Genomic DNA, 25379 nt, shown 5'->3' with positions numbered 1-25379 from the left:
CCAGCTATGCGTCGCGAGCGTGCACCGGCTCCATCCTGTGATGGTCGCCGTAGCCGCGCGCGGTGGGCCGCACGCGCTGCAGCAGATGCGTGGCCGCAAGCAGATCCGGCGTCTCGAAGCCCTCGGTGAACTCGCCATAGATCGGCGTGAGCAACCGGACAGCCTTGGATCTGCGGCCGGTCGCGATCCAGTGTGCCGCGAGATCGGTCGCGATCCGCAACTGGAATGTCATCGCGCCGATTGCGCGCGCTTCGGCCAGTGCTTGCTGCAGCCGCTTTTCGGCGCGCAGCGGCTCGCCCGCCTGGAGAAGGATCGCGGCGTCAACCCGCTGGAGCTCCGCGCGGCACCAGCGCTCGCCCTGGCGTTCCTGATGCTCGATCGCCCGGGTGATGGCCTGGCGCGCTTCGGCTATCTGTCCCTGCTTCAGATAGACGCGGGCGAGGACCGCAAGATAGCTGCCGATCCGCATCAAGAACCGGCATTCGATCAGCTCGTCGATCGCACCGCGAATTTCCTCCACCGCGCGTGGATCGCCCCTGAGGTCGCGAAGGCAGGCGGAGAAATAGCGCTCGACCGGAACCCAGCGTGAGATGCGCTCGCGTTCAAGGTTGCGGCGCAGTCGCTCAGTGTAGCCTGCGAGCGCGTCCAGATTGCCGGTTTCGAGCGCGACGGGAAGTGCGGCGAGCCCGAGTGCGTTCGACTGCGACACCCAATGGCCACTGCGATCAGCGGCGTCGACGGCGTCCTTGGCCAGCCTCGCCGCGTAGTCGGCTTGTCCTTGCATCCACGCCACGAAAGGCAGGTTGAAGCGGACGGTGATGAACCGGTAGACTTCGTTCGCATCCTTGCGCGAACGGCTCTCTGCCAGCGAATAAGTCGCTGCGAGGCGATCAAGAACCGGGCGGCTCTTGCTCAACTCGCCGGCAAAAGCGCGGGCCCAGGCGAGTGCCCGATCGGCTTCGGACGTTGCCGTGAGGTCGCGGTCGCGGTCGGCAAGCTCCGTTGCTTCCTCGAGATAAGTCGTGGCGCGCGGCACCTCGCCAATCTGCAACAGGTAGAAGCCGAAGCCGACCAGCGCCCGCTGCTGATATTCGATGTTGCCGGCCCGCCTTGCAAAGAGGATGGCATCGAGCCAGGCAATCTCGTTCTCGTTCGACATTTTGCGGGCGTAGAATAGGCTCCATCCAAGGGCGCAGGCGAGTTTTGTCTTCGACAGATCGTCGCACGGGACGGTCTTGGCCAATGCGAGCGCATCCGCCAACCGCGCCTGCGCTTCCGACAGGATCGACGTTTCCGACCACAAGGTGATCGCCGCAACCGTGAGCCTGATCCCGAGCACGGGATCGCCGTGCTCGCCGAATGCCCATGAAAGAGCTGCGCGCAAATCGGCGATGCGGCCAAGGTAACGCTGTGTCCAATCGGCCGGCTCGCGCCATTTCCACTCCTCCTCGGACTGCTCGAACAGCGTGAGGACACGTTGCGCATGACGGCGCAGCGCCTGGTCGCAGGCCGGATCGGCCCGGCGCCGCTCGCCCGCGTAGCGGCACGTGCTGTCGAGCAGGCGATAGCGAAGGCTCGCGCCATGTGCCTGCGCGCTCAAGAGCGACTTGGCAACGAGACTGCCAAGGCCGGTGACGACGTCGACCGGCGTGAGTCCTGCCGCCTCGGCGACGAAGACCGCGTCCTCAACCTCGAACGCATCACTGAACACCGAGAGCAGGCCGAACAGTCTGGCTTCCCGCTGCGACAACAGCCTGAAGCTCCAGTCGATCGTCGCCATCAGCGTTTCATGGCGCGGCGGCGCGCCATCGGCGGCGGGGGCACGGAAACCCAGATTCTGGTCGAGTAACTCCACCAATTGGCGAGGATTGAACCTGCCGATTTGGGCTGCCGCCAATTCGATGGCCAGCGGGAGGCCGTCGAGCGAGTGGCAGATTGCGGCGACGGCCTCGCAATCATCGTCGACGAATTGGTAGTCCGCCCATTCGGCGGCGCGGCTGACGAACAGCTGCACTGCCGGAAACCTGACGGCTTGATCGGCGGTCAGGGCGTGGCCGGGTCTTGGTGAGACCAGCGAGCCGAGCCGGACGACATGCTCGGTGGCGGTGCCGAGCGGTTCTCGGCTCGTCGCAAGCAGCCTGGACGGCGATGTGTCCGCCATGAACCTGCCGGCGAAGATCGTCGTGGCCGGCAGGACGTGCTCGCAATTGTCCAGAATGACCAGCATCTGCCGCGGTCTCAGATAGTCGATGGCCGCAGCCAGGCTGTTGTCCGGATTGCCCCTGATGCCGAGGGCCGTCACCAGAGCGGCGCCGAACAGCGTCGGGTCGGAGATCGTTGCGAGATCGACGAAGCACACGCCGTCGCGGCACTGTGGCGAAAATGCCTGGGCTACAGCCAGGGCAACCGTCGTCTTGCCGATTCCTCCTGCGCCAACCAGAGTCACATGCCTGTTGCCGGTCAACAGACCCGTGATTTCGTCGATTTCCGCTTCACGACCGACGATGCCGCGCAGCATTGGCGGACTGGACGAGGGGAGCGGTTCGGCGAGCGCAAGATCGTCCTCGACCTCGCCGATGCTGATCTGCACCTCCGCGATGAACTTGTATCCGCGGCGTGCCACGGTCGCGATGTAGACGGGCTCGATCTGGGTATCTCCCAGCGAACGCCGCAAGCTCCACATGTTGACCTTGAGATTGCTGTCGTGGAGGAAGGTGCCCGGCCAGGCGGCCGCCATCAGCTCATTCTTGCTGACCAGCTCGCCGCAGCGTTGCACCAGCAGCTGCAAAAGCTCGAATGCGCGTCCACCCAGCTTGACGGGGCGCCCTTTGAGAAGAAGCAACTGGCGGCGGGGAACGAGTCGAAAAGGGCCGAAGCAGTAGGTGAGCTCCCGCCGGTCTGTGCCCCGTTGTCGTATCTCCGTGGCAGCCCGCATTGCTCATTGCCAATCGATCGAACCGATCGACCGTAATTATCATGCACTGCAATAATTTTGAAGAGAGCGGTTCCGAATTCGTACGATTTGCCGCAGGGCAATTGCGGCAAAGCGCTCGCGCGGGACAGTTCGGCTATTTCTTGGGCTTGCCAAGCATGGCCATGCGCATGATTTCGACACCGCCGTCGGCAAGTTCCGGAAGCTTGGCGAACCAATCCTTCACATAAGGCATCGCGTTGTGCGCGTCGAAATCGGCCTGGCTGGCGAACACTTCGTAAAAGATGAAGTGGCCGGGCTTGGCGCGGTCTTCCTGAAGGAAATAGACCAGGTTCTTGGGATCGCTGCGGACCAGGTCGATCAGCGGCAAGGTGGCGGCGCGCAGCATGTCTTCTTTTCCAGGCTTGGCGCGCACCTGCGCCACCACGGAATATGCACCCTCCGGGATCTCCTGATAGTGCACGCGCGGCGTTTCCTGAGCCACGGCCGGAAGCGTCGCCGGCGCCGTAGCGGCGGCGATCAGCAGGGCGGCAAGCGAGTTGCGGACGAGAGTTTGCATGGTGAAGTCCTCGAGATGTGACTGTATCGCCGGGTGACCTGCTAAGGCACTGACCGCCGCCCCGCACGAGAGTCTAGCGCACGATGGTCTGTTGCCGTTTTGCCAAGGCCTCGCTGAAGCGCTTCTTGACGGGACCGAGCGCCTTGACGAACTTGAGCTGCTCGCCCTCCGGTCCCTTGCAGTAGATCAGCTCCCAACCGTTCGAGGGTTCGGCGGTCACCCGGTTCGTGTTGCTGCTGCGGGGAGCGGCCTTGCGATCCGCTTCCGTTATGACGCGGACCGTGCGGTTCGCTCTCACCTGCGTCATGCCGCGGCGTGCCGATTCCGCTTCGAGATCGGCAATGAACTTGTTGAAGTCGACATCGTCGCGAACATAGAAGCAGATATGCATCATGCGCGGGAAAGCAGGGCTCATGTGCTCCACCGGTTCGGCGAAGCTCTTCGCGCTGCCCATGGGCTGATCAGCCTCGCGATATTGCAGCAGCTCCAGCACCATGTTGTCGAACTGGATGAAGCGGACATCGAGCCGCTGTGCTCCGCTTCGCAAGTCGGGCACGCCGATGGTTCGCGGATTGACCCCGCGTGCGTTCGCCTCGATCTCCTGGTCGGCCAGCAGCGTGTTCTGCACCCCGTCGCCCTGGAAGTCGCCGTGCCGGAACACCTCGGTGCCGCCAAGCACCTCCGTGTAGAACTGGTAGGCCCGTTCCATGTTCTGGACCGTCAGCCCGAAATGCTGGACGCCCTGGAGCCGCGCGCCGAGCGGCGCCTCGTCGCGCTCGGCGTCCTGTGTCGCGGCCCGTGCGTCGATTGCCGTGCCGGCGACGAGGCCCGTGACGACGGCTGCGCCGGCGGTCTGGAGCAGGGCGCGGCGATCCATGGCGGTGGCGTTGTCGGCTTCATCTGTCATGTCGCTCTCCTTGGTCGTTCGGTGGATTGGTCTGCGTTGTCCTGCCGGCCGGAGCGGTGCTCGGCCGGGGTAAACCTGCCGCGCCCTCGGGCTTTCAATCGGCGACGGGAAGCGGGGCTGCGGGGCTGACCAGCCCCTCGGCGCGGAGCTCGCGCCAGAAGTCCGCCGGGATGGCCTCCTCGAGCGCAGCGCGATCCTCGGCGATGCGGCCCGGGCGGCTCGCACCGGGAATGACGGCCGCGACCACCGGATGGGCGAGCGCGAACTGCAGGCCGGCCGCCTTCATGCTGATGCCATAGCGGTCTGCGATCGCTTTGATCCGCGCCACCTTCTGGAGGATTTCGGGAGGCGCCGGCGCATATTCGAAGTTCGGGCCGCCAACGAGTGCGCCGGAACTGTAGGGTCCGCCGACGACGATCGCGAGCTCGTGCTCCGCGACCACCGGCATCACCCGCTGCAGCGCCCTTGCGTGGTCGAGCAGCGTGTATCGGCCCGCCAGCAGAAAGCCGTCGGGGCGCGGCTCGTCGAGCGCGAGCAGCAGCTCGATCGGCTCGACCCGGTTGACACCGAGTCCCCACGCCTTGATCACGCCCTCGTCGCGCAGCCGGTCGAGCGCTCTAAAGGCGCCCTTGCGGGCGCTTTCGAACACCGAGAGCCACTCGTCACCGTAGAAATCCTGCGCAACGTCGTGCACGAAGGCGACGTCGATGTGGGAGATCGCGAGCCGCTTCAGGCTGTCCTCGATGGAGCGCAACGTTCCGTCCCGGGAATAGTCGTTCACGATCCGGTTCGGGCGTCCGTGTCTGAAGACGCCACCCTTCTCGCCGAGATCGCGGGCATCGACATCCTCGATCTCGTCCAGGATCAGGCGGCCGACCTTGGTGCTGACGACATAGTCGCTGCGCGGCCGGCCGGCGAGCGCGGCGCCGATGCGGATCTCGGCAAGACCCGCGCCGTAGAACGGCGCGGTGTCGAAATAGCGGATGCCGTCGTCCCAGGCCGCATTCACCGTCGCGAGTGCTTCCTGCTCCGGGATGTCGCGGAACATGTTGCCGAGCGGCGCTGCGCCGAACCCCAGTTTTCCCGGCAGAATATCCTTCAGGGCCATGTTGCGAGTCCTTGTCTGCGGCAGGAAAGTCCGTCGGTGTGCGGCGCAGCCGATCTCAGTCGGTCGCGGACGTATCTGCGCTTCTGATGAAGGCCGCGACCTCGCGCGGATGCGACAGCATCACTGCGTGGCTGCTTTTGATCTCCGTCACCTTCGCGCCCGATCGCTTGGCCATGGTGCGCAGCAAGCTCGGAGGGATAATGTGATCCTCCATCGTCACCATGTAATAGGTCGGCTTCGTCTTCCAGGCCACGCGCTCGACCTTGGTCTGCACCGCCTGCAATCCAAACGGCAATTGCGCCGCAGCCATGAAGCGGGTCGTGGCCGGGTCGACACCGGCGGCGAAGGAGGTCGGGAATTTATCGCGCTCGACGAAGAGATAATTGCCCTCGGTGACCAAGGGACCCTTGTGCTCGCCGGGCGGCACGGGTGCTTCCGACAGCGTGGCGACCGACTCCCCGACATCGGGAGCATATGCCGCGAGATAGACCAGGCTGCGAACCTTCGGATTGTCGCCGGCTTCCGTGATGACCATTCCACCATAGGAATGCCCGACGAGAATGACCGGATGCCGCGCCCTGGCAATCACGCGCTCGGTCTCCGCGACATCGTCACGAAGCGAGATCGTCGGCTGCTGGACGACGAGCACCTCATAGCCCGCTTTCGAGAGAATGTCGTAGGTGTCCTTCCAGCCCGATCCGTCGACGAAGGCGCCGTGGACGAGGACGATGGAGACGGTCCTCTCGGCCGCGACCGCGGTGGAGGCCGTTGCAATCGACATTGCAGCAAGCGCAAAGATAAGCGTCTTCATAACAGGCTCCGATCTCGATACGGCGACATTGCCGTTGATGCGCCTTTCACTAGCGCACGCCCGCATTGCGGTATTTCCGATTCCTGCGCGATGACGTACGCATCTTGCTGAGGTGCGCCGAGATCAGCTTTCGAAGCCGAACACGCCCGGCTCCAAGCCTTTGCCTTGCCTGGCTTTTACCTCTTTTAACCGCGCCGCCTCTGGACTTCGCTGGCGCGGCTTGTGAGTAATTCGCGATCGGCGTGGCAGTGACCGGGGCTGCAACTCACCACCGGATGGAATGATCGCTCGCGCGATACGGGGCCGGGATTCGCCGCAATGAAGCGGAGGTCGTGATGGCGCTCGTGACGCATGGAGATGAGAAATACAAGAACAGCGAGAAGCTCGCGGAGGCCAATGATTGGCCGGGGCTGAGCATCGAGCATCGCAAGTTCGAGGCGGGCCGTCAGGCAACGCCCGTTCCCATCTGCACCGAGCTCATCATGCTGCTGTCGGGCGGCGGGATGGTGTGCCGCGCCGGCAACGGCGAAGTCCAGAAAAGCCTCGCACGTCCGGGGATGAGTTATCTCGTGCCTGTAGGGACGCAGGAGAGCCATCTCGAGCTTTCCGACCGCATGGAATGTCTTCATCTCTATCTGCCGCCGGCGTTGCTCGACCACAGCGCACTTGCGGATTTCGACATCGATCCGGCGAAGGTCGAGATCGCCTACGCCCACGGCCTGCCGGACCAGGTGCTCTTCCACATCTGCTCGCCGCTTCGCGATCTGCTCCATCGACCGCGCCAGCCGACCGACGCGCTGTTCGTCGAGGGGATCCAGGTCGCCCTCGCGGCGCATCTTCTGGGCAATTACACGATCGACCGTTGGCGCGCGCCCGACAAGTCGCCGGCGCTCGACCCGCGGCGCCTCCAGCGCGTGCTGGACTATATCGAGGCTTCTCTCGGCAACGATGTCAGGCTCGAGGATCTGGCGGCTCAGGCCTGCCTCAGCCCCTATCATTTCTCCCGGCTGTTTCGCGAAGCGACCGGACTGTCACCGCACCGTTACGTCACCGATCGCCGCGTCCACGCCGCGCGACAGGAGCTCGCCCGTGACCGCCTGTCCCTGGTCGAGATTGCCCTGGAGTTCGGTTTCGGCTCGCAGGCCAATTTCACGCGAGTATTCCGCAAGGCCGCAAATATCACGCCGGGGCAGTATCGCGAATTGTGCTGCGGCCAGGCCGAGGTGAAACCCGATTACGTCGAAAAGCCATTTCGCAGGGATTGCGCATGATCCAGCAGGATTCGGGAATACGGCTCAACGTGCATCGGGCAGTGCTGTTGCGGCGACCAGGCAGGCGAAGGACACATCGATATGATCGAGCTCACGGTGAACGGGATCAAGCGCCAGGTCGACGTCGTTCCCGAGATGCCCCTGTTGTGGGTGCTGCGTGACGAGCTCGGCATCACCAGTGCCAAATACGGCTGCGGGGTCGCGCAATGCGGTGCCTGCACCGTTCACATCGACGGCAGGGCGGTGCGGTCCTGCCAGTCCCATATCGGCGAGATCGCGGGCAAATCGGTCGTCACGCTCGAAGGACTGCACAACAAGGAGCAGAACCCCGTCTTGCAGGCCTGGATCGCGCACCAGGTGCCGCAATGCGGCTACTGCCAGACCGGCCAGATCATGCAGGCCATCTCGCTTCTTGCATCGATCCCCAAACCGACGGACGAGCAGATCAATCAGGTGATGTCCGGCAATCTCTGCCGCTGCGGCACCTATCCGCGGATTCGTGCGGCGATCCATGCGGCTGCGGCCAACAAGATGGCGGAGAAGTGAGATGGGCCAGATGCAGGCCTTTTCGCGTCGGGCTTTCGTTTTCGGCTCCGCTGCCGTCGCCGGCGGCATCGCGTTCGGTACCTATGGTCGGGCCGAAGCGGCCGCGCCGAGCACTGAGGGCAATCCGCTGGCCGCCGGCCTCGGCCCGAATTCGGTGACCTTCAATCCATGGGTCGAGATCAGCCCCGACAAGATCACGCTGATCGCGCAACACGCCGACATCGGCCAGGGTGTCGGCTCGGTGCAGCCGATCATGATCGCCGAAGAGATGGATCTCGACCCCGGCCAGTTCGAAATCCGGTTCGCTGAGCCAAGCCCCGCCTATTTCAACACGGGCTTCGCCGACGAGTTCGCGCCGTTCGTGGCCGCGGACCAAAGCCCTGCTGCGGAGGAGGCGCGCGCGGCCACGCTCGAATGGCTGCGCAAGTCCGGCCTGCAAATGACGGGTGGATCGAGCTCGATTCCGGACACGTATCAAAAGCTGCGCGTCGCCGGTGCGGTCGCGCGCGAGACGCTCAAGGCCGCCGCGGCCAGACGTTCGGGCGTCGCGGTGGCCGACCTTCGCACGCAATCAGGCCATGTGATCCTGCCCAACGGGACCAAGATCGCCTATGTCGCACTCGCGGCGGAGGCATCGAAAATTCCGCCGGTGCTCGATGCGCAGCCGCGCGATCCGTCCAGCTGGCGCATGCTCGGCAAGCCGATGATGCGGCTCGACGTCCGCGCGAAGGTGATGGGCGAGCTGAAGTTCGGCATCGACCTGAAAACGGACGGCATGCTGTACGCGTCCGTCAAGCTGAATCCCAATAAGGGGCAGCCGCTGAAATCGTACGACGCCAGCAAGGCGCAGTCGGTGCCGGGGGTCAGGAAGATCCTCGAAATCAAGAACGGCGTCGCGGTGATCGCCACGAACAGCTGGTACGCGATGAGGGCGGTCGACGCCATCGCTTGCGAGTGGGCGCCTTCGGCCTATCCCGCCGAGCAGGCCGACCATTGGAAGGTTCTGGAATCCTCCTTCAAGCCCGAGTTTCTCGGCAAGGAGTGGCGGAAGATCGGCGATATTGACACCGGCCTGAAGACCGGCAGGCTCGTCGAAGCCGAATATCGCGCGCCCTATGTGGCGCATCAGCCGCTCGAGCCGCTCAACGGGATCGGCCTCGTCACCGACAAGGGCATGGAGATCTGGGTCGGCCATCAGAGCCCACGCTTCGTGCAATGGGTCGCGGCGACTGCGATCGGCCTCAAGCCGGAACAGATCACCTTCCACAATCAGTGGACCGGCGGAAGCTTTGGCCACCGTCTCGAGTACGAGAACGTCCGCGTTCTCGCCGAGATCGCCAATCAGATGAAGGGCACGCCGATCAAGCTCGTGTTCTCGCGCGAAGAGGATTTCCTCCAGGACATTCCGCGGCAGATCGCGATCGCCCGGCACCGCGGCAGCATCGACAAGGGCAAGATTCTCGCTGCCGACCTGCAGCTGGCCTCGACGGCGCCGCTCAAGGGACTGCTCGAGCGTTCGGGCACGCCCTCGAAGGATCCGGATGGGCAATTGGCCGCCGGCCTGTGGAACGTCTACTACGACATTCCCAATTTCCGGGCCACCAGCTACGAGGCGCAGGGCTTGTCGCCAAGCACCACATGGCGCTCGGTCGGCGCGTCGACATCCGGTTTCTTCACCGAGAGCTTCATCGACGAATTGATCCATGTGGCGGGTCTAGATCCGATGAAGGCGCGCATCGCGATGTGCACCGTGCCGCATTATCGCAAGGTGCTGGAGACCGTCGCGCAGATGTCGGACTGGAAGGGACCGCTCGGGAACGGTCGTGGCCGCGGCGTCGCTTTCGTCGAGTCGTTCGGGACACCGGTCGCCGAGGTCGTCGAGGTGACGGCGACGGACCGCGGCATCAGGATCGACAAGGTCTGGGTCGCGGTCGACGTCGGCAAGGTCGTCGATCCCGTGAATTTCGAGAACCAGGTGCAGGGTGGCGTCGTCTGGGGACTGGGCCACGCCATCAATTGCGAGCTCACTTATTCAAAAGGCGCGGCGCAGCAGACCAACTATAACCACCATGAGGCGATGCGGATCTACCAATGCCCGGTCATCGAAGTTCGCGGGCTCGAGAACGACCCTAAGGTGAGGGGCGTCGGAGAGCCGCCGGTGCCACCCGCCGCGCCAGCGCTCGCCAACGCGATCTTCGCGGCGACCGGAAAGCGCATCCGCGAAATGCCGTTCAACAAGTTCATCGATTTCGTGTGAGACGCGCCATGCAGAGATCTCTGATCGCGTTCGTCCTGGCAGCTTCGGCCGTCGCGGCCCTGACCGGGATCGTCGCAGCCAAGGACGAGGCCGCCAGGGACGTGCTGCCGCCCGGCAGCGTCAGCCGCGCCGAGGGGCTGGAGGCGTGGAAGCGGATTGAGGCCGTCGTGACACATCCACGGTGTGCCAATTGCCATGTCGACGCCAAGGCCATCCCGATCTGGACGCCGGCCGGCGAAACCAAGCCCCGCCCGCATGGCATGAACATCCACGGCGGCGAGAGCCGCATCGGCACGGAAGCCATTCCGTGCTCGACCTGTCACATGACCTCCACCCATGCGAACGAGCCGGCGCCGTCGCCGCCGCGCGCCGGCATCGACTGGCAGCTGGCCCCGGTGGCTTTCATCTGGTTCGGCAAGAGCGGTGCCGAGATCTGCGCGCAGTTGAAGGATCCCAAGCGCAATGGCGGTCGCGACGCCGCCGGTCTCGTCGGGCACTTGCGGCACGATGCGTCGCTGAGTGGCTTCATCCCGCGCGGCTGGGCGCCTGGGGCCGGCCGCTCGACGCCGCCGGGCACCTTCGAGGACCATGTCAAGGACATGGCCTTGTGGGGGGCGGCCGGGCAGCCTGTCCGAACTGATGCGTTCTCCGCGTCGCGGAAGCGCGATCACACACACAGCGTCATCGAAAGGAGAAAACCGTGACCCAGCATGTCCTCTTCATTGTCACCAACGCAGCCGTGATCGGTCCGCATAGTCGCAAGACCGGCTTCTTTTTCGCCGAGGTCGCCCATCCTTTCGAGGTGCTCGACAAGGCTGGGGTCGCAGTGGAGTTCGCGTCCCCGGCCGGGGGGTGGACGCCTTACGATGCGTACGACGAGAAAGATGCCGCTCAGAAGGAGTTTCTCGCGAGCAAAGCCTTTCGCCGCTTGAATCACAGTCGCAAATTGTCCGAGGTGGACGCCGCGGACTACGACGCCATCCTGGTGCCCGGCGGTCTTGGGCCCATGGTGGACATCCAGCGCAATGCTGCGGTCCAGAGTGCCATCGTGCGTGCCTGGAGCACTGGCAAGCTCGTCGCCGCTGTCTGTCACGGACCGTGCGCGCTGCTTGGCGTTGACCTTGGCGATGGCGTCCCTTTCGTGCGCGGCAAGAAGCTCACGTCGTTCTCGAAGAAGGAAGAGTACGACTACGCCCGCGATGACGTACCTTACGAGCTTGAGGATGCGTTGAGGGCGGAGGGTGCCGAGTACTCGTCCGTAGCCAACTGGCAACCTCACGTCGTCGTCGATGGCCGGCTCATCACGGGGCAGAACCCCGCGTCGGCCGGAGCGCTGGGAAAAGAGTTGCTGGCCGCCCTCAAGGATAGGAGCAGCGCCGCGAAGATTTGAAGATTCGCAAGTGTGGAATTCGAGAGGGATGGGCTCGGCATCTGAAGCCGCGCTTACCCTCTCATGGGGAGCCATCGAATGACGCAATCGCCATCCAAGATCACCGCTATCCTGGTTGCTCGCCCGGGCAAGTCCGCTGAACTCAGCGCATTGCTTGTCGGCATGGCACCGCCTTCCAGGGCTGAGCCCGGCAACCTGCGTTGGGATGTCTGGCGCGACATATCGAACGAAGATCGCTACGTTCTCGACGAGCTGTACCGCGACGTTGCGGCCGTCGAAGCTCACCGAGCCTCGCCGCATTACCAGGCCTACCTGGCCAAAATTCCCGAGCTGGCTGATCGGACGGCCGTGGTCTTGGAAGCGCTCGAGGTTGGAGACAGGTGAACGGCGTCGGCGAACCTTCGAAGTAGCCGCATCCCTATTTGCAGTAGGGCTATCGCTTTTGGGAATTTTTCCCCGCTGCCATCCTTCGAGACGCCCGCTTTAGGCGGGCTCCTCAGGACGAGGGCGGAGTGCGCGGCAGCAGGTTCAACGAGCACTCATGCTGATTCGCCCCATCCTGAGGAGGCGCGCAAGCGCCGTCTCGAAGGACGAGGCGTGCGCGCAGACCGCCGCCACAAGTCATATGCGATTGCCCTGCTATTTGCAGTTCTGGCAGATCATCAGCTTTCGCTTCAACGCCTCATCTTCCTGATCGAGGCCATTTGCATCTGGATTGGACCCGGCGTCCCTTGCTGCGCGTGAACGCGTAGGTGGCGCCACGCGGCTCGCCGTGTTAACGTCATCGACGGTGCCGACGCTGAAGCCATCGTAGTCGGCGGCCGGATTCGGCATCGGTTGAGGCCCGCCAATCACGGAAGGCTCTCTGCTGGACGCCGCCGGCGGAGCTCTGTTCGTCGTCACCCGCGCAGGCTTGGCGGCACCCGGGCGTGGCGGCGATGCATCGGGCGGAGCAAGCGAAACCGGCGGCGCGGCCGAAGTCTGGCCTCGCGCGCTGTCCTGCGACCACGCGACGACAAACATGAGGCCGAGAGCCAGGAGCGTCACGTTTCTCATCCGCTTCCTCTCGGCAGCGCTGGTTGATCGATTGACGGCACGGCTCGTCGAGCCCGCTCCGCCGAAGAATATCAGCACTCAGAGGGCCGTCAAAGCGCCGTAGTCTGGATGGAGCGAAGCGCAATCCGGGGTGTTGTCGTGAACCAGGAACAGATGCTGTTGGCCCAGATCATGGCCCGCAAGTCCGGCGGGCACGGGCCAGCCGCTGCGCAGGCCGTTGGCCGGCGGTTACTTCATCGCCGTGCTGACCGAGTTGAACTTGTTGTTGAGCAGCGCAGCGCCCGTGCTGTTGACGATGGTCACGATTGCCAGAGCGATCCCTGCGGCGATCAGACCGTACTCGATTGCGGTCGCGGCATTCTCATCGGCAAGAAAGGACCTAACCAGACGCATAGCCAACTCCTGTTCATCCGATCCGATGGAAGGTCGCGTCGTTATCGGACTTGCAAATCGATCGAATAAGTCTTCGTGCGCGCCAAATGAATCGAGCGAGGGCGATCGCACCTTATCTCCTACGACGGCATTCATTAAATTAAGGTTCCGTAGTTCCGTCCAAATGAAGTCAAATCGGCCGCCCCGCGCGGGCATTGCCCTCCGTGCTGTGGCCCTTAACCGATTGTTGAGCCTGTTCGTCAACGAACAGGCAAGGACATCTCGATCGCGCTCATCCGCGCCGGCCGTCCGCATTCAGCGCCCGCAACATCGCGATGCGCGCGAACATCACCCAGCCGCCGCCGGTCTCGGCCGCATTGATCAAGGTCTCGATCGCGGTCTGCCAATGCGCCTCGTGCTGGGCGTCCTCGGGCAGCTGCATGATGTAGTCGGCGGCCTCTTGAAGCGTGAGCAGCTTGCGCTTGTTGCTCACGCGAACGGGATCGTCGAACGCCGTCGACCAGGGCATGTCAGACCGGCCGATCGGCGAGGAGAGACATCACGGCGCGATCGCGGGGTGTGATGCTGTTAGCCGGCCTTCTTTGCCCGCGCGGGGGCGCGCACCGGCTTGTCGGCGGCCTTCTTCGGGTTGGTCGCAGCCTTGGCCGCGGCGTCCTTGCCGCCCTTGCCAGCGATCGGCAGAAGCATCTCGCGCTGGCCCTCGACGCGCTTCTTCGGCTTCTTGGCCTTGGCGCTTTCCTTGGCCGTGTCCCTGGCGACCTTCGCCGCGGGAGCAGCCTCCTTCTCGCTCGCGATGCTCTTCTTCAGCGCGTCCATCAGGCTGATGACGTTGCCGCCGGTCTTCGGTGCGGCCTTGGCGGTGATCGGCATGCCGCTGCGCTTCTTGTTGATGAGATCGATCAGAGCGGTCTCGTAATGATCCTCGAACAGCTCGGGCTCGAACGCGCCGGACTTCTTCTCGACGATGTGCTTGGCAAGGTCGAGCATGTCCCGCGTCAGCTTCACGTCCTGGATGTCGTCGAAATATTCCTTCTCGCTGCGGACCTCGTAGGGGTAGCGCAGCAGCGTGCCCATCAGCCCGTTCTCGAGCGGCTCCAGCGCGATGATGTGCTCGCGGTTGGTCAGCACCACGCGGCCGATCGCGACCTTGTCCATGCTGCGGATGGTCTCACGGATCACGGCATAGGCGTCGTGGCCGACCTTGCCGTCCGGCACGAGGTAGTAGGGGCGGATCAGATAGCGGTTGTCGATGTCGGCCTTGGGCACGAACTCGTCGATCTCGATCGTGTGGGTGGAGTCGAGCGCGATGTCGTCCAGCTCGTCCTTGCTGACCTCGATGTACGTGTCGGTGTCGACCTTGTAGCCCTTGACGATGTCCTCGGAAGTCACCTCGTCGCCGGTCTCGGCGTCGACCTTGAGGTACTTGATGCGGTGGCCGGTCTTGCGGTTGATCTGGTTGAACGAGACCTTCTCGGTATCCGAAGTGGCCGGATAGAGCGCGACCGGGCAGGTCACGAGCGACAGACGCAGAAAACCCTTCCAATTGGCGCGGGGGGCCATGGGCTACTCCAGACGCAACAGAGGACAAGCCCTGAAGATACCATCGCCCAGTTGCGAATCATAGCAAGCGCCGACGCGGAATCTTGCAACGGCGTTAATCGTCGCCTGCACCGCGTCGTCTGGCGGGCCCATGGCCCGGAACATCGCCCGAGATGACGCGTTGCCCCGGCAGTTCATCGCCGCGAGGAGGTCGCGGCCATCCGACGCGACAGCCACAGATTGAGGTCACCATGGCAACCACGCGAGAGCAGAACCGGATCGTCGAAACTCCGACCGAGGCGCGCCAGGGCGAGCCTGGGCCTTCGGTGGCGGCGCTGCTCGCCATCTCGACCGGGCTTGCGATCCTGATCCTCGCCGTCGTCTGGTTCGTGTTCTTCCGGACCTGACGGCCGGCAAGGCACGCCGGCACCTTCCGGCTCGCCGCGCGATGCGGCACCTTGCGCCCACCATGCCGCCGGCTCCTCCGGCGGCATGGTGGGCGCAGTCGCATTTACGCGCGGCAGGTCGTATATGACCAAAAAGTAACGTCGGCCGGTTCCCCGCGTTCATATTCGGTTCACGCCGGAATTGCTCATCTCTGGCGGTGTTCAACTCGCCTGTTCTGGCAGCCCATTTTTGGAGAGAAGCGTGCGCCTGCTCGTTGTTGAGGACGACCCCGATCTCAATCGCCAGCTCACCAAGGCGCTGACCGACGCCGGCTATGTCGTCGATCGGGCCTTCGACGGGGAGGAGGGGCACTATCTGGGCGACAACGAGCCGTATGACGCCGTGGTGCTCGATATCGGCCTGCCCAAGAAGGACGGCATCTCGGTGCTGGAGGCCTGGCGCCGCAACGGCCGCACCATGCCGGTCCTGATCCTCACCGCACGCGACCGCTGGAGCGACAAGGTGCAGGGCTTCGATGCCGGCGCCGACGATTACGTGGCAAAACCGTTCCATCTGGAGGAGGTGCTGGCGCGCATCCGCGCCCTGCTGCGCCGCTCCACCGGCCATGCCCAGAGCGAATTGACCTGCGGCCCGGTTACGCTCGACACCCGGACCGGCCGGGTCAGCGTGTCGGGCAATCCCGTCAAGATGACCTCGCACGAATATCGGCTTCTGGCCTACCTGATGCATCATTCCGGGCGGGTGGTCTCGCGCACCGAGCTCGTCGAGCATCTCTACGACCAGGATTTCGACCGCGACTCCAACACCATCGAAGTCTTCGTCGGCCGCATCCGCAAGAAGCTCGACGTCGACATCATCCAGACCGTCCGCGGCCTCGGTTATCTCCTGACCCCGCCGCCGGCGCCGGGCGCTTGAGGCGTTCCGGCCTTTAAGTATCTTGGCTTGACGGGAGGCCGAACAGGGCCCTTGGTCCGGTCATGACGTCCAACCACCTGCCATCCTGCGCCGACCGGGATCATTCCGATGGCCGCTAGCTCGCTTGCGAACCGACTGTTCCTGTCGGCGACCGCCTGGCTCGTGGTGATCCTGGCCATCACAGGAATCGTGCTGTCGTCGGTCTACAAGAACGCCACCGAGCGCGCCTTCGACCGCCGGCTCAATCTCTATCTGCGCACCCTCATCGCCGAGGTCGCCACCCCCGACGAGCCGCCGGACCGCCAGTTCCAGTCGCTCGGCGAGCCGCTGTTCGAGCTGCCGCTGTCCGGCTGGTACTGGCAGATCACCCGCACCGACACCGAAAAGCCGGAAGTGCGCTCCTCGCGCTCGCTCTGGGACAAGAAGCTGCCGAAGCTGGAAGAGCAGGGCGCCGAGCTCACCGCTGCCGGCATCCGCCTCGCTTACGTCGACGGGCCGGAAGGGCAAAATCTGCGCATGGTGGAACGGCCGGTCGATCTCGGCGCCGACGGCAAATTTCTGGTCAGCGTCGCCGGGGACGACACCGAGATCTTCGACGAGACGCGCAGCTTCGACTACTACCTCGGCGGCACCTTCACCGCGCTCGGCATCGTGCTGCTGCTGACGACCGTGTTCCAGGTCCGCTTCGGCCTCGCGCCGCTCAAGCGCATCTCGGAATCGATCGCCGACATCCGCTCCGGGCGGGCGGAACGGCTCGAGGGTGAATTCCCGGTCGAGATCGCGCCGCTCGCGCGCGAGACCAACGCGCTGATCGACGCCAATCGCGAGATCGTCGAGCGCGCGCGCACCCATGTCGGCAATCTCGCTCATGCGATCAAGACGCCGCTCTCGGTGATCGTCAACGAAGCCAGCGCGCATGCGGCCGATCCATTCGCGGAGAAGGTGATGGAGCAGGCGGATGTGATGCGCGACCAGGTCGCCCATCATCTGGAGCGCGCCCGCATCGCGGCACGGGTCTCGGTGGTTGCGACCGTGACGGAGGTGGCGCCCGCCATCGAGGCGCTGCGGCGGACCATGGAGAAGATCCATCGCGACCGCGGGATTGTGGTCGAAGCCAAGGCCGATCCGTCCGCCAGGTTTCGGGGGGAGCGGCAGGATCTGGAGGAGATGGTCGGCAATCTCGTCGACAACGCCTGCAAATGGGCGGCCTCGCGCGTCTTCATCGAGGTCCTCGTCGAGCCGCCCCCCAAGGCCGGCGCCGGCCCGCGTTTGCGGGTCATCGTCGATGACGACGGCCGCGGCCTGTCGGAAGCGGAGCGCGCCCAGGTCGCCCGGCGCGGGCAGCGCCTCGACGAATCCAAGCCGGGGTCGGGGCTGGGACTGTCAATCGTGACCGACCTCGCCGCCCTCTATGGCGGCAGCCTTTCGCTCGGCAGCGCGCCGACTGGGGGCCTGCGCGCCGAGCTGGTTCTTCCCGGCCTATAATCCCTTGTTTCGACGACAGTTTCCGGCATGGCCGACGCTCCTCCAGGGAAAAGCGGGGGCATTCGAGGCGGCTTCCTAAACGGCTTCTTAAGTGGGGACCTCCTATGATCGTGCCGGACCCATCCCATGTCCGCCATTTTACCGTGCATTACCCGGGCGCATGAGCCAGACATCGATCGAGCGGCTGAGGGAATATCTCGCGCAGCTCCCGCCGCAGTCGCAGGCGCTGCTGATGCGGGAGTTCGAGCGTGCGCTGGAGCGCGGCCAGGACACGGCGGTGGCCACCCTCGTGCTCGAGCAGCTGCGCAAGATCGTCCGCAAGAGCGAGGCCGAGGAGGCTTTGCCGCCGCGTACGGACGATCTGTCGCGGCTGTTGTTCCAGGTGTTGGAGCCGTTCCTGGTCGAGGCGGGCACTCCCGTCAGGGCCGGGCAGATTCGCCGCTCCTCGCTGCAGCCGATCTGGCAGTGGCTTGGCCGAGACGGCGCATCGGCCAAGGTGAACGAGTTCGAGGCGGCGCTGGCGCGCATGCCGGCGGACAGTGCAGGGCAGGTCGAGGCCCTGGCGCAGAAGCTTCAGGCCGTGGCGGCGGATGCCATCTTCGAGCTGACGGGGCCGGGCGGCGGCGACAAGTCGCGGGCGCTTGCCCGGGTCGGCCCGCCCAACGTGATCGAGGATCTCTATTCGATCGGTGCGGTGCTCCAGGTCCGGGACGCCATCGCAACGTTGAACGAGAAATTGCCGCGCACCTTGCGGGCCTTCGGGGATCCTCAGATCGCCTCGGTGACGTCGGCGCTCAACATTCCAGCGCTTCAGACGCCGCAGATGCTGCCTTTCGCCTTGTCGATCGTCGTGCAGCGCATGACCGCGCCCTGGCAGATCATCCGCCTTGCGGTCAAGATAGCGGCATCCGACGACGAGATCCGCGTCGCGGCGACGCCCTACGGTATCGCCGTCACGATGGCCTTGCATGATCTGTCCTGCGTTGCCGCGATCCTGCGCATGGACATCAAGCGCGGCCATTTCGACAATGTCGCCGGCAATCTCAAGACGCTGCACGACGGCGTGCGCGGCCTCCGCACCGAGCTCGACCTGCGCAACGATTCCGCCTGGGGCAAGCAATTGACCTCGATCCGGGCCGACATCTCCAATGCGCTGCAATCCGAGATCGACAGCGTGCCCGGCCGCGTCCGCCGCATCCTGCGCCAGCGTCCCGAAAAGGACATTCCGCCGGGCGCGCGGATCGACAGCACCGAAGTCGAGGAGACGGTGGCGCTGATCGATTTCGTCGCGACTTGCCGCAACTATGCGAGCGAGCTTGCGATCAACGAGGTGACGCTGCGCACCTATTCCGATCTCCAGCAATATGTGGAACGCTCGACCGAGCAGTTGGTGCAGTCGCTGCGCGCCGCCGATCACAAGGTCCGCACCTATCGGCAGCAGCAGGTGCAGGCCGCGATCCGCTTCTGCCAGGTGCTGTTCGGCGACGACTATGCCTCGTTGATGAGCCGGGCCGCGGAAAACGCACTCACGGGCGAGCGCAAATCGTCGCGCGCGGGTTGATCAGCGCGCATCTTTTTTTGATCACAATTTGAGGTTGACGACACATGTGGCGCGCCCTACGCTCCCGCCGCAAGTCCGGGGAATTTCTATCTGTGGGCGCATGAAACCCGTTATCAGCTCGATCGAAATTGAGAACCGCGTCATCGTGGCCAAGTATCAAAGGCTGATGGTTGGGGCCAAGGTGGTGCTGGTCGAGAAGGCCAGCGATCGGCAGCTGCCTGAGACCATCACGAGGGTTGCATCAAGGGTTCCGGTCGGAGCGCTGCGCATCAGATTGCCCGATGCGATCAAGCCGGGAACATACTTCCTGAAGGCCTTCGACGGGCACGGCGAGCACGCCGCCCAAAGTGTCGACTTCGAGATCGGCTAAGCCGTTGGATTTTCACCCTTTCGGGACGACATGCCGGTCGCGCCGAATTGACAATTGTCAATTGCCGCATCCTCCGGCCGTGGTGTAAAGGCACCTACAGGCGCGGTTCAGGCGCCGCCGGAAGCTTGCCAGATGACGCTATGGTTCGTGTTCGCGCTGATGACGGTCGCGGCGATTTTCGCCGTGCTCTGGCCGCTTGGTCGCACCAGCCGCGCGCAAGATCAGGGCAGCGAGGTCGCGGTCTACAAGGACCAGCTGGCCGAGATCGAGCGTGATCTGGCCGCAGGGTTGATCTTGGCGCCCGAAGCCGAGGCTGCGCGCGTCGAGATCAGCCGCAGGCTGCTTGCGGCGGCGGCCAGCGAGCCGGCAACGGCGCCGATGTCGAACCTCAAATGGCGCCGCGCGGCGGCCGTGCTGGCGCTTGCCGGCCTGCCGCTCGTTGCGATCGGCGTCTACATGCCGCTCGGCTCCCCCCGGCTGCAGGACTTCCCCCTCGCGCAGCGGGAGCGAGGGTCCGGCATGGCGCAGTCGCTCGAGAACCTCGTCGTGCAGGTCGAGCAGCATCTGGAAAAGAATCCGACGGACGGTCGCGGCTGGAACGTGCTCGCGCCGGTTCTGGAGCGGCTCGGCCGCTTCGACGACGCGGTGCGCGCCTATCGCAACTCGCTCACCTACAATGGCGAGAGCGCGGAGCGCCGGTCCGATCTCGGCGAAGCGATATCGGCCGCCGCCGGCGGCGTGGTGACCGCGGAGGCCAAGGCCGAATTCGAGCGCGCACGCGGCTTGAACGCCGACGACCCCAAGGCGAATTATTTCCTGGGTCTTGCCGCCGAGCAGGATGGGCGCAAGGAGGATGCGGCCAATATCTGGCGCGCGCTGCTTACGAAAGCGCCTGCGGACGCACCGTGGCGTGCCCTGGTGCAGTCCTCGCTGGCGCGAGTCGGTGGGGGCGGCACGATGCCCGCGCTGTCCGACGAGACGGTTGCTGCCTCCAAGGACATGGCCGAAGTCGATCGCAATGCCATGGTGCGCGGCATGGTCGATCGTCTGGCGACGCGGCTGAAGCAGAACGGCGACGATGTCGAAGGCTGGCTGCGTCTGGTGCGCGCCTATCTGGTGATGGGCGAGCGGGACAAGGCAATGGGGGCGTCAGTCGATGCCCGGCAGGCGGTTGCCAGCAACGCCGAGCGGCTGCGCCAGCTCAACGAAGGCCTGAGGACTCTCGGGATCGGCGGATGACGATTTCGGGACGAGAGATGCGGAGAACGGATACGCCATGACGCGCAAGCAGCGACGTATGACCATCATCGGCGGATCGCTCGCCGTGCTCGCGCTCGCGGCCGCGCTGGTGCTCAACGCCCTGCGCGACTCCATCGTGTTCTTCTCGACCCCGACCATGGTCGCCGAGAAGCATGTCGAGGCCGGCAAGCGGTTTCGCCTTGGCGGCCTGGTGCAGCCCGGCTCGCTCCGGCGCGGCGACAATCTCGCAGTGACGTTCGAGGTCGCCGACGGCAACGCCAAGCTGCCGGTCGCCTACAAGGGCATTCTGCCCGACCTGTTCCGCGAAGGGCAGGGCGTCGTCGCCGAAGGCGCGCTCGACGCCAACGGCGTGTTCAAGGCCGATACCGTGCTTGCCAAGCACGATGAGACCTACATGCCCAAGGACGTCGCCGATGCCCTGAAGAAGCAGGGGCACTGGAAGGACGATTACGGCGCCCAAGGCTCTGGTACCCAAGCCTCTGGTACCCAAGCCTCCGGTGCCAGGCCCGCGGCGACCGCGCAGGGCAATCCGCAGGGAGCGGTGCGGTGATCGCAGAGTCCGGACATTACGCGCTGGTGCTGGCACTCGCTCTGGCCCTGATCCAGTCCATCGTGCCGCTGATCGGCGCGCGCCTCGGCGACGCCGCCCTGATGAACGTGGCGCGCTCGACCGCGCTGGCGCAGCTGCTGTTCGTCGGCGCCTCGTTCACGGCGCTGGTGATGCTGCACGTGTATTCGGATTTCTCGGTCGCCAACGTTTACGAGAATTCCCACTCCATGAAGCCGCTGCTCTACAAGATCACCGGCGTGTGGGGAAACCATGAAGGCTCGATGCTGCTGTGGGTGTCGATCCTCGCGCTGTTCGGCGGATTGGTCGCAGGCTTCGGCAACAATCTGCCGCTGTCGCTGCGTGCGCACGTGCTGGCCGTACAGGCCTGGGTCGCCAGCGCCTTCTATCTGTTCATCCTGATGACGTCGAACCCGTTCCTGCGCATCGCCAGCCCGCCGATCGAGGGACGCGACCTCAATCCGGTGCTTCAGGACATCGGCCTCGCCGTGCATCCGCCGATGCTCTATCTCGGCTATGTCGGCTTCTCGATCTCGTTCTCATTCGCCATTGCGGCGCTGATGGAGGGCCGGATCGATGCGGCCTGGGCGCGCTGGGTGCGGCCCTGGACGCTGGTCGCCTGGATCTTCCTGACCCTCGGCATCGCCATGGGCTCGTACTGGGCCTATTACGAGCTCGGCTGGGGCGGCTGGTGGTTCTGGGATCCGGTCGAGAACGCTTCGCTAATGCCCTGGCTCGCCGGCACCGCGCTCTTGCATTCGGCGCTGGTGATGGAGAAGCGCAACGCGCTGAAGGTCTGGACCATCCTGCTTTCGATCCTGACCTTCTCGCTGTCGCTGCTCGGCACCTTCCTGGTGCGCTCGGGCGTCATCACCTCGGTGCACGCCTTCGCGACCGATCCGACCCGCGGCGTGTTCATCCTGCTGATCCTCTGCCTGTTCATCGGCGGCAGCCTGTCGCTGTTCGCGGGCCGCGCCACCTCGCTGAAGCAGGGCGGCCTGTTCGCGCCAATCTCGCGCGAGGGCGCGCTGGTGCTGAACAATCTGCTGCTCACCGTCGCCTGCGCCGTCGTGCTGTTCGGCACGCTCTATCCGCTGGCGATGGAGATGCTCGCCGATTTCAAGATGTCGGTCGGCGCGCCCTTCTACAATCTCACCTTCGCGCCGCTGTTCGCGCTGCTGCTGCTCGCGGTGCCATTCGGGCCGATGCTGGCGTGGAAACGCGGCGACCTGCTCGGCGTGATGCAGCGCCTGCTCGCGGCCGGCGTTGCCGGGCTGGTCGTGGTCGCCATCGTCTGGGCCTGGGTGCGGGGCGGCAGCGCGTTGGCGCCGCTCGCGATCGGGCTCGGCGTCTTCGTCATTGCCGGCGCCGTCACCGACCTCGTCGAACGGACCGGCCTGGTGCGCCTGCCGTTCGCAACGGTGCTGCACCGGGCGCGCGGCCTGCCGCGCTCGGCCTGGGGCACCGCATTCGCGCATGCCGGCCTCGGCGTCGCGCTGATCGGGATCGTCTGCGAGACCACCTGGAACAGCGAATACATCGCGACCATGAAGCCGAACGACGTCGCCCACGTCGCCGGCTACGACCTGAAGCTCGACGGGCTGTTTCAACGCCAGGGCCCGAATTACCGCGAGATGATCGCCGAGTTCAAGATCAGCCGCGATGGCGAGGTGGTCACGGTGATGACGCCGTCCAAGCGCAGCTTCACCACGCGCGGCTCCTCGACCACCGAGGCGGCGCTGCTGACGCGCGGCGCGAGCCAGCTCTACGTCTCGCTCGGCGATGCCACCGCCGAAGGCGCCATCGCCGTGCGCATCTATCACAAGCCGCTGGTCCTCTTGATCTGGTGGGGGCCGGTGCTGATGGCGTTCGGCGGCGTGCTCTCGCTCTCCGACCGCCGCCTGCGGGTCGGCGCGCCGAAGCCGGCACGGGCCAAGCAGCGCCTGCAGCCCGCGGAATGATCCGATGCGCTGGATGATGGCCGCGTTCATCGCGCTGCTGCTGGCTTTGCCGGCGGCCCACGCGGTGCAGCCCGACGAGATCATGTCGGACCCGGTGAAGGAATCGCGCGCGCGCGAATTGTCGCGCGAGCTTCGCTGCATGGTCTGCCAGAACCAGTCGATCGACGATTCCGATGCGCCGCTGGCACGCGACCTGCGCCTGCTGGTGCGCGAGCGCATCGCGGCCGGCGACAGCAATTCGCAGGTGCTCGACTTCCTGGTGGCGCGCTACGGCGAGTTCGTGCTGCTCAAGCCGCGCTTCGAGCGGCAGACCCTGCTGCTGTGGCTGCTCGGGCCGGTGCTGCTGCTTGGCGGCGGCCTGGCGTTGTGGCTGCAAATCCGCCGTCGCGCGCGAAGCGGTGTGGACGTACCGGCCCCGCCGCTCACGCCCGACGAACAGGCGCGGCTCGCGGCCTTGATGTCGGACGAACCAAGTCGTCCTGAAACCAAGTCGTCCTGAAGCCGTCGAGCTACGTGGTGCCACGTAGGCCGCGGCAGCGGCTGCGTGGTTCATGCTAAATTGACCTTTGTCTGGAAGCTTGTCGCGAGATCTGATCCCAGCTCCTGAGTCCCCCGATGTTCGCGAACAGCAATCTGACGATCCGCTTCCTGGTCGGCGCCGTCGTCGCTGCTTTATTGTTCCTGCTTGGCATCGGCGGCGGCACCGGCTTCATCGCGGTGCTCTATCTCAACAACGAGATCACCAGCCTGTCCTCGGACTTCGCCGCACTGAGCGGCCCGGCGCGCGACCATGCCATGCAGATCTACCAGCAGGCGCAGACCGCGTTCTCCTATTTCCTGGTCGCCTGCGGCGTGATCGCCGTCGTCGCTTTCGCGATCTGCTTCACCACCTGGTTCGCCGTGCGCAACGGCATCCTCAATCCCCTGGCGGCCATCGTCCATGCCATGCGCGAGGTTGCCGATCAGAAATTCGACACCTCCGTTCCGGGGCTCGGCCGCAGCAACGAGATCGGCCTGCTTGCCGGTGCGCTGGAGGTGTTCAAGACCAACGGCATCGAGCGGCGCCGCCTCTCCGAGCAGCAACTGCATGAAGCGCAGCATCAGGCCGAGCGGTCGAAATTCCTCGATAACAGGATCAAGCGCTTCAACGATCTCGTCGCCAGCGTGGTCGCCAGCGTGGCGTCATCGGCCGTGCATCTGAAGACCAACGCGGAGACGCTGTCGCGGACCGCCAACGACACCAGCACCAAGGCCAATGCGGTGGCGAGCGCTGCGGGTCAGGCCAGCGCCAGCGTGCAGACGGTCGCAGGCTCTGCCGAGGAGATGACGAATTCGATCGGCACGATCAGCCGCCGCGTCACGGACGCGACCCAGCGCGCCGAAGGCGCCGCAAGCCAGGCCGAGAAGAGCCGCGATACCATTCACACGCTGTCGGATGCCGCCGAAAAGATCGGCGAGGTCGTCCAGCTCGTGCAGGCGATCGCATCGCAGACCAATCTCCTGGCGCTCAACGCCACCATCGAGGCGGCACGGGCCGGCGAAGCGGGCAAGGGATTTGCGGTGGTCGCCTCGGAAGTGAAGAATTTGGCGCATCAGACCAGCAAGGCGACGGAGGAGATCACCTCGCATGTCGCCAGCATTCAGGGCATCACCGCGGAGACCCGCGGCGCGATTGACGGCATTTCCAAGACGCTGTCGGAGATCTCGTCCATCATGTCGGGCATCGAGATCGACACCGCCCAGCAGCGCAACGCCACGCAGGAGATCACGCGCAGCGCCCAGGACGCCGCGCGCGGAACCCTCGACGTCTCCAACCATATCGTCCAGATCACCTCCACCTCCGCCGAAACCGGCCGCATGGCGGCCGAGGCCAGGGATTCGGCGGTCGATCTGTCGCAGCAGGCCGAGACCTTGAAGCGCGAAGTCGACGAGTTCATCGTCAGTGTCAGGGCGAGCTGAGGGGGAGAAATCGCGCCCGCCGCTTAGTCAGCGGAACTCGATTAAGTTCCTGTAAGACCATGATTTTCGGCCTGTGCTAAACTGCCGCATCCGCTTCGTCCGTTCATTACGAAAGTTTAACCC

The 25379-nt window shown here is 65.0% G+C and carries 25 protein-coding genes; 16 read left to right on the top strand and 9 right to left on the bottom strand.

What is annotated here, in order from left to right:
• Positions 1-4 precede the first annotated feature (4 nt).
• From ACNJYA_RS25810 to ACNJYA_RS25790, 5 genes are all read right to left on the bottom strand, one after another.
• Positions 5-2776, bottom strand: a complete 2772-nt coding sequence (locus tag ACNJYA_RS25810; RefSeq protein ID WP_439363717.1) for a winged helix-turn-helix domain-containing protein — start codon at positions 2774-2776, stop codon at positions 5-7.
• Positions 2777-3068: 292 nt separating this feature from the next.
• Positions 3069-3491 carry a putative quinol monooxygenase gene (locus ACNJYA_RS25805; protein WP_172784227.1) on the bottom strand — a complete coding sequence of 141 codons (423 nt, stop codon included), beginning with the start codon at positions 3489-3491 and terminating at the stop codon, positions 3069-3071.
• A gap of 73 nt (positions 3492-3564) precedes the next feature.
• The gene (locus tag ACNJYA_RS25800) at positions 3565-4398 is read right to left on the bottom strand and encodes a VOC family protein (protein WP_439400939.1); all 834 of its coding nucleotides are present in this window, start codon (positions 4396-4398) and stop codon (positions 3565-3567) included.
• A gap of 94 nt (positions 4399-4492) precedes the next feature.
• On the bottom strand, positions 4493-5506 hold the full coding sequence (locus tag ACNJYA_RS25795; RefSeq protein ID WP_439363715.1) for an aldo/keto reductase: 1014 nt from the start codon (positions 5504-5506) through the stop codon (positions 4493-4495).
• A 55-nt stretch (positions 5507-5561) separates the two neighbouring features.
• Positions 5562-6317: an alpha/beta fold hydrolase gene (locus tag ACNJYA_RS25790; protein ID WP_439400938.1), complete on the bottom strand. Its 756-nt coding sequence runs from the start codon at positions 6315-6317 to the stop codon at positions 5562-5564.
• Positions 6318-6652: 335 nt separating this feature from the next.
• Between ACNJYA_RS25790 and ACNJYA_RS25785 the strand changes: the two genes are divergently transcribed.
• The 6 genes from ACNJYA_RS25785 (at position 6653) to ACNJYA_RS25760 (ending at position 12165) form a co-directional block, all read left to right on the top strand.
• Complete coding sequence (locus ACNJYA_RS25785) at positions 6653-7588, top strand: helix-turn-helix domain-containing protein (RefSeq protein WP_439400937.1); 936 nt, start codon at positions 6653-6655, stop codon at positions 7586-7588.
• A gap of 81 nt (positions 7589-7669) precedes the next feature.
• The gene (locus ACNJYA_RS25780) at positions 7670-8134 is read left to right on the top strand and encodes a (2Fe-2S)-binding protein (RefSeq protein WP_439363713.1); all 465 of its coding nucleotides are present in this window, start codon (positions 7670-7672) and stop codon (positions 8132-8134) included.
• A 1-nt stretch (position 8135) separates the two neighbouring features.
• The gene (locus tag ACNJYA_RS25775; protein WP_439363712.1) at positions 8136-10391 is read left to right on the top strand and encodes a xanthine dehydrogenase family protein molybdopterin-binding subunit; all 2256 of its coding nucleotides are present in this window, start codon (positions 8136-8138) and stop codon (positions 10389-10391) included.
• 8 nt (positions 10392-10399) lie between these two features.
• Complete coding sequence (locus tag ACNJYA_RS25770; protein WP_439400936.1) at positions 10400-11095, top strand: hypothetical protein; 696 nt, start codon at positions 10400-10402, stop codon at positions 11093-11095.
• Positions 11092-11781, top strand: coding sequence for a type 1 glutamine amidotransferase domain-containing protein (locus ACNJYA_RS25765; protein WP_439363710.1), 690 nt, complete (start codon positions 11092-11094; stop codon positions 11779-11781). Before ACNJYA_RS25770 ends, ACNJYA_RS25765 begins: the two co-directional genes overlap by 4 nt.
• A gap of 78 nt (positions 11782-11859) precedes the next feature.
• The gene (locus ACNJYA_RS25760) at positions 11860-12165 is read left to right on the top strand and encodes a putative quinol monooxygenase (protein ID WP_172784235.1); all 306 of its coding nucleotides are present in this window, start codon (positions 11860-11862) and stop codon (positions 12163-12165) included.
• 255 nt (positions 12166-12420) lie between these two features.
• Here the strand turns inward: ACNJYA_RS25760 and ACNJYA_RS25755 are convergent, their stop codons facing one another.
• The 4 genes from ACNJYA_RS25755 to ACNJYA_RS25740 all read right to left on the bottom strand — a co-directional run bounded on the left by ACNJYA_RS25755 (position 12421) and on the right by ACNJYA_RS25740 (position 14790).
• On the bottom strand, positions 12421-12837 hold the full coding sequence (locus ACNJYA_RS25755; protein WP_439363709.1) for a hypothetical protein: 417 nt from the start codon (positions 12835-12837) through the stop codon (positions 12421-12423).
• Positions 12838-13065: 228 nt separating this feature from the next.
• On the bottom strand, positions 13066-13230 hold the full coding sequence (locus tag ACNJYA_RS25750; protein ID WP_172784237.1) for a Flp family type IVb pilin: 165 nt from the start codon (positions 13228-13230) through the stop codon (positions 13066-13068).
• 271 nt (positions 13231-13501) lie between these two features.
• The gene (locus ACNJYA_RS25745) at positions 13502-13738 is read right to left on the bottom strand and encodes a hypothetical protein (protein WP_172784238.1); all 237 of its coding nucleotides are present in this window, start codon (positions 13736-13738) and stop codon (positions 13502-13504) included.
• A 59-nt stretch (positions 13739-13797) separates the two neighbouring features.
• Positions 13798-14790 carry a Ku protein gene (locus ACNJYA_RS25740; RefSeq protein ID WP_439363708.1) on the bottom strand — a complete coding sequence of 331 codons (993 nt, stop codon included), beginning with the start codon at positions 14788-14790 and terminating at the stop codon, positions 13798-13800.
• Between the two features lie 230 nt (positions 14791-15020).
• Between ACNJYA_RS25740 and ACNJYA_RS25735 the strand changes: the two genes are divergently transcribed.
• From ACNJYA_RS25735 to ACNJYA_RS25690, 10 genes are all read left to right on the top strand, one after another.
• Positions 15021-15176 (top strand): hypothetical protein, encoded by a 156-nt coding sequence (locus ACNJYA_RS25735; RefSeq protein WP_162832009.1) that lies wholly within the window; start codon positions 15021-15023, stop codon positions 15174-15176.
• 241 nt (positions 15177-15417) lie between these two features.
• A complete protein-coding gene (locus ACNJYA_RS25730) occupies positions 15418-16092 on the top strand; it encodes a response regulator transcription factor (RefSeq protein WP_036035233.1) in 675 nt (224 codons plus the stop codon).
• A gap of 108 nt (positions 16093-16200) precedes the next feature.
• Complete coding sequence (locus ACNJYA_RS25725) at positions 16201-17577, top strand: sensor histidine kinase (protein WP_212256918.1); 1377 nt, start codon at positions 16201-16203, stop codon at positions 17575-17577.
• Positions 17578-17737: 160 nt separating this feature from the next.
• Positions 17738-19138: a hypothetical protein gene (locus ACNJYA_RS25720; RefSeq protein WP_212256917.1), complete on the top strand. Its 1401-nt coding sequence runs from the start codon at positions 17738-17740 to the stop codon at positions 19136-19138.
• 100 nt (positions 19139-19238) lie between these two features.
• Entirely contained in the window at positions 19239-19508 is a 270-nt protein-coding gene (locus ACNJYA_RS25715) for a hypothetical protein (RefSeq protein ID WP_172784242.1), read from the top strand.
• 132 nt (positions 19509-19640) lie between these two features.
• On the top strand, positions 19641-20747 hold the full coding sequence (gene ccmI / locus ACNJYA_RS25710) for a c-type cytochrome biogenesis protein CcmI (RefSeq protein WP_439363707.1): 1107 nt from the start codon (positions 19641-19643) through the stop codon (positions 20745-20747).
• A gap of 37 nt (positions 20748-20784) precedes the next feature.
• Entirely contained in the window at positions 20785-21318 is a 534-nt protein-coding gene (gene ccmE, locus ACNJYA_RS25705; RefSeq protein ID WP_172784244.1) for a cytochrome c maturation protein CcmE, read from the top strand.
• Entirely contained in the window at positions 21315-23297 is a 1983-nt protein-coding gene (locus ACNJYA_RS25700) for a heme lyase CcmF/NrfE family subunit (protein WP_212256915.1), read from the top strand. The genes ccmE and ACNJYA_RS25700 overlap by 4 nt, the downstream gene beginning before the upstream one ends.
• A gap of 4 nt (positions 23298-23301) precedes the next feature.
• Positions 23302-23796 carry a cytochrome c-type biogenesis protein gene (locus ACNJYA_RS25695; RefSeq protein ID WP_212256914.1) on the top strand — a complete coding sequence of 165 codons (495 nt, stop codon included), beginning with the start codon at positions 23302-23304 and terminating at the stop codon, positions 23794-23796.
• 116 nt (positions 23797-23912) lie between these two features.
• Positions 23913-25256, top strand: a complete 1344-nt coding sequence (locus ACNJYA_RS25690; protein WP_212256913.1) for a methyl-accepting chemotaxis protein — start codon at positions 23913-23915, stop codon at positions 25254-25256.
• The last annotated feature ends 123 nt before the right edge of the window (positions 25257-25379 follow it).

It is taken from the genome of Bradyrhizobium sp. BLXBL-01, assembly GCF_051853025.1.
Classification (GTDB): domain Bacteria; phylum Pseudomonadota; class Alphaproteobacteria; order Rhizobiales; family Xanthobacteraceae; genus Bradyrhizobium.
Note: the sequence above shows the minus strand (reverse complement) of the source record. Positions and strands in the feature narration are given on the sequence as shown.

Excerpts from the sequence above, each read along its gene's own strand:
- ACNJYA_RS25790 (WP_439400938.1), bottom strand. The coding sequence starts at position 6,317 with ATGAAGACGCTTATCTTTGCGCTTGCTGCAATGTCGATTGCAACGGCC.
- ACNJYA_RS25755 (WP_439363709.1), bottom strand. The coding sequence starts at position 12,837 with ATGAGAAACGTGACGCTCCTGGCTCTCGGCCTCATGTTTGTCGTCGCG.
- ACNJYA_RS25770 (WP_439400936.1), top strand. The coding sequence starts at position 10,400 with ATGCAGAGATCTCTGATCGCGTTCGTCCTGGCAGCTTCGGCCGTCGCG.
- ccmE (WP_172784244.1), top strand. The coding sequence starts at position 20,785 with ATGACGCGCAAGCAGCGACGTATGACCATCATCGGCGGATCGCTCGCC.
- ACNJYA_RS25690 (WP_212256913.1), top strand. The coding sequence starts at position 23,913 with ATGTTCGCGAACAGCAATCTGACGATCCGCTTCCTGGTCGGCGCCGTC.
- ACNJYA_RS25780 (WP_439363713.1), top strand. The coding sequence starts at position 7,670 with ATGATCGAGCTCACGGTGAACGGGATCAAGCGCCAGGTCGACGTCGTT.
- ACNJYA_RS25795 (WP_439363715.1), bottom strand. The coding sequence starts at position 5,506 with ATGGCCCTGAAGGATATTCTGCCGGGAAAACTGGGGTTCGGCGCAGCG.
- ACNJYA_RS25715 (WP_172784242.1), top strand. The coding sequence starts at position 19,239 with ATGAAACCCGTTATCAGCTCGATCGAAATTGAGAACCGCGTCATCGTG.
- ACNJYA_RS25760 (WP_172784235.1), top strand. The coding sequence starts at position 11,860 with ATGACGCAATCGCCATCCAAGATCACCGCTATCCTGGTTGCTCGCCCG.
- ACNJYA_RS25785 (WP_439400937.1), top strand. The coding sequence starts at position 6,653 with ATGGCGCTCGTGACGCATGGAGATGAGAAATACAAGAACAGCGAGAAG.
- ACNJYA_RS25740 (WP_439363708.1), bottom strand. The coding sequence starts at position 14,790 with ATGGCCCCCCGCGCCAATTGGAAGGGTTTTCTGCGTCTGTCGCTCGTG.
- ACNJYA_RS25750 (WP_172784237.1), bottom strand. The coding sequence starts at position 13,230 with ATGCGTCTGGTTAGGTCCTTTCTTGCCGATGAGAATGCCGCGACCGCA.
- ACNJYA_RS25775 (WP_439363712.1), top strand. The coding sequence starts at position 8,136 with ATGGGCCAGATGCAGGCCTTTTCGCGTCGGGCTTTCGTTTTCGGCTCC.
- ccmI (WP_439363707.1), top strand. The coding sequence starts at position 19,641 with ATGACGCTATGGTTCGTGTTCGCGCTGATGACGGTCGCGGCGATTTTC.
- ACNJYA_RS25695 (WP_212256914.1), top strand. The coding sequence starts at position 23,302 with ATGCGCTGGATGATGGCCGCGTTCATCGCGCTGCTGCTGGCTTTGCCG.
- ACNJYA_RS25735 (WP_162832009.1), top strand. The coding sequence starts at position 15,021 with ATGGCAACCACGCGAGAGCAGAACCGGATCGTCGAAACTCCGACCGAG.
- ACNJYA_RS25725 (WP_212256918.1), top strand. The coding sequence starts at position 16,201 with ATGGCCGCTAGCTCGCTTGCGAACCGACTGTTCCTGTCGGCGACCGCC.
- ACNJYA_RS25800 (WP_439400939.1), bottom strand. The coding sequence starts at position 4,398 with ATGACAGATGAAGCCGACAACGCCACCGCCATGGATCGCCGCGCCCTG.
- ACNJYA_RS25745 (WP_172784238.1), bottom strand. The coding sequence starts at position 13,738 with ATGCCCTGGTCGACGGCGTTCGACGATCCCGTTCGCGTGAGCAACAAG.
- ACNJYA_RS25805 (WP_172784227.1), bottom strand. The coding sequence starts at position 3,491 with ATGCAAACTCTCGTCCGCAACTCGCTTGCCGCCCTGCTGATCGCCGCC.
- ACNJYA_RS25720 (WP_212256917.1), top strand. The coding sequence starts at position 17,738 with ATGAGCCAGACATCGATCGAGCGGCTGAGGGAATATCTCGCGCAGCTC.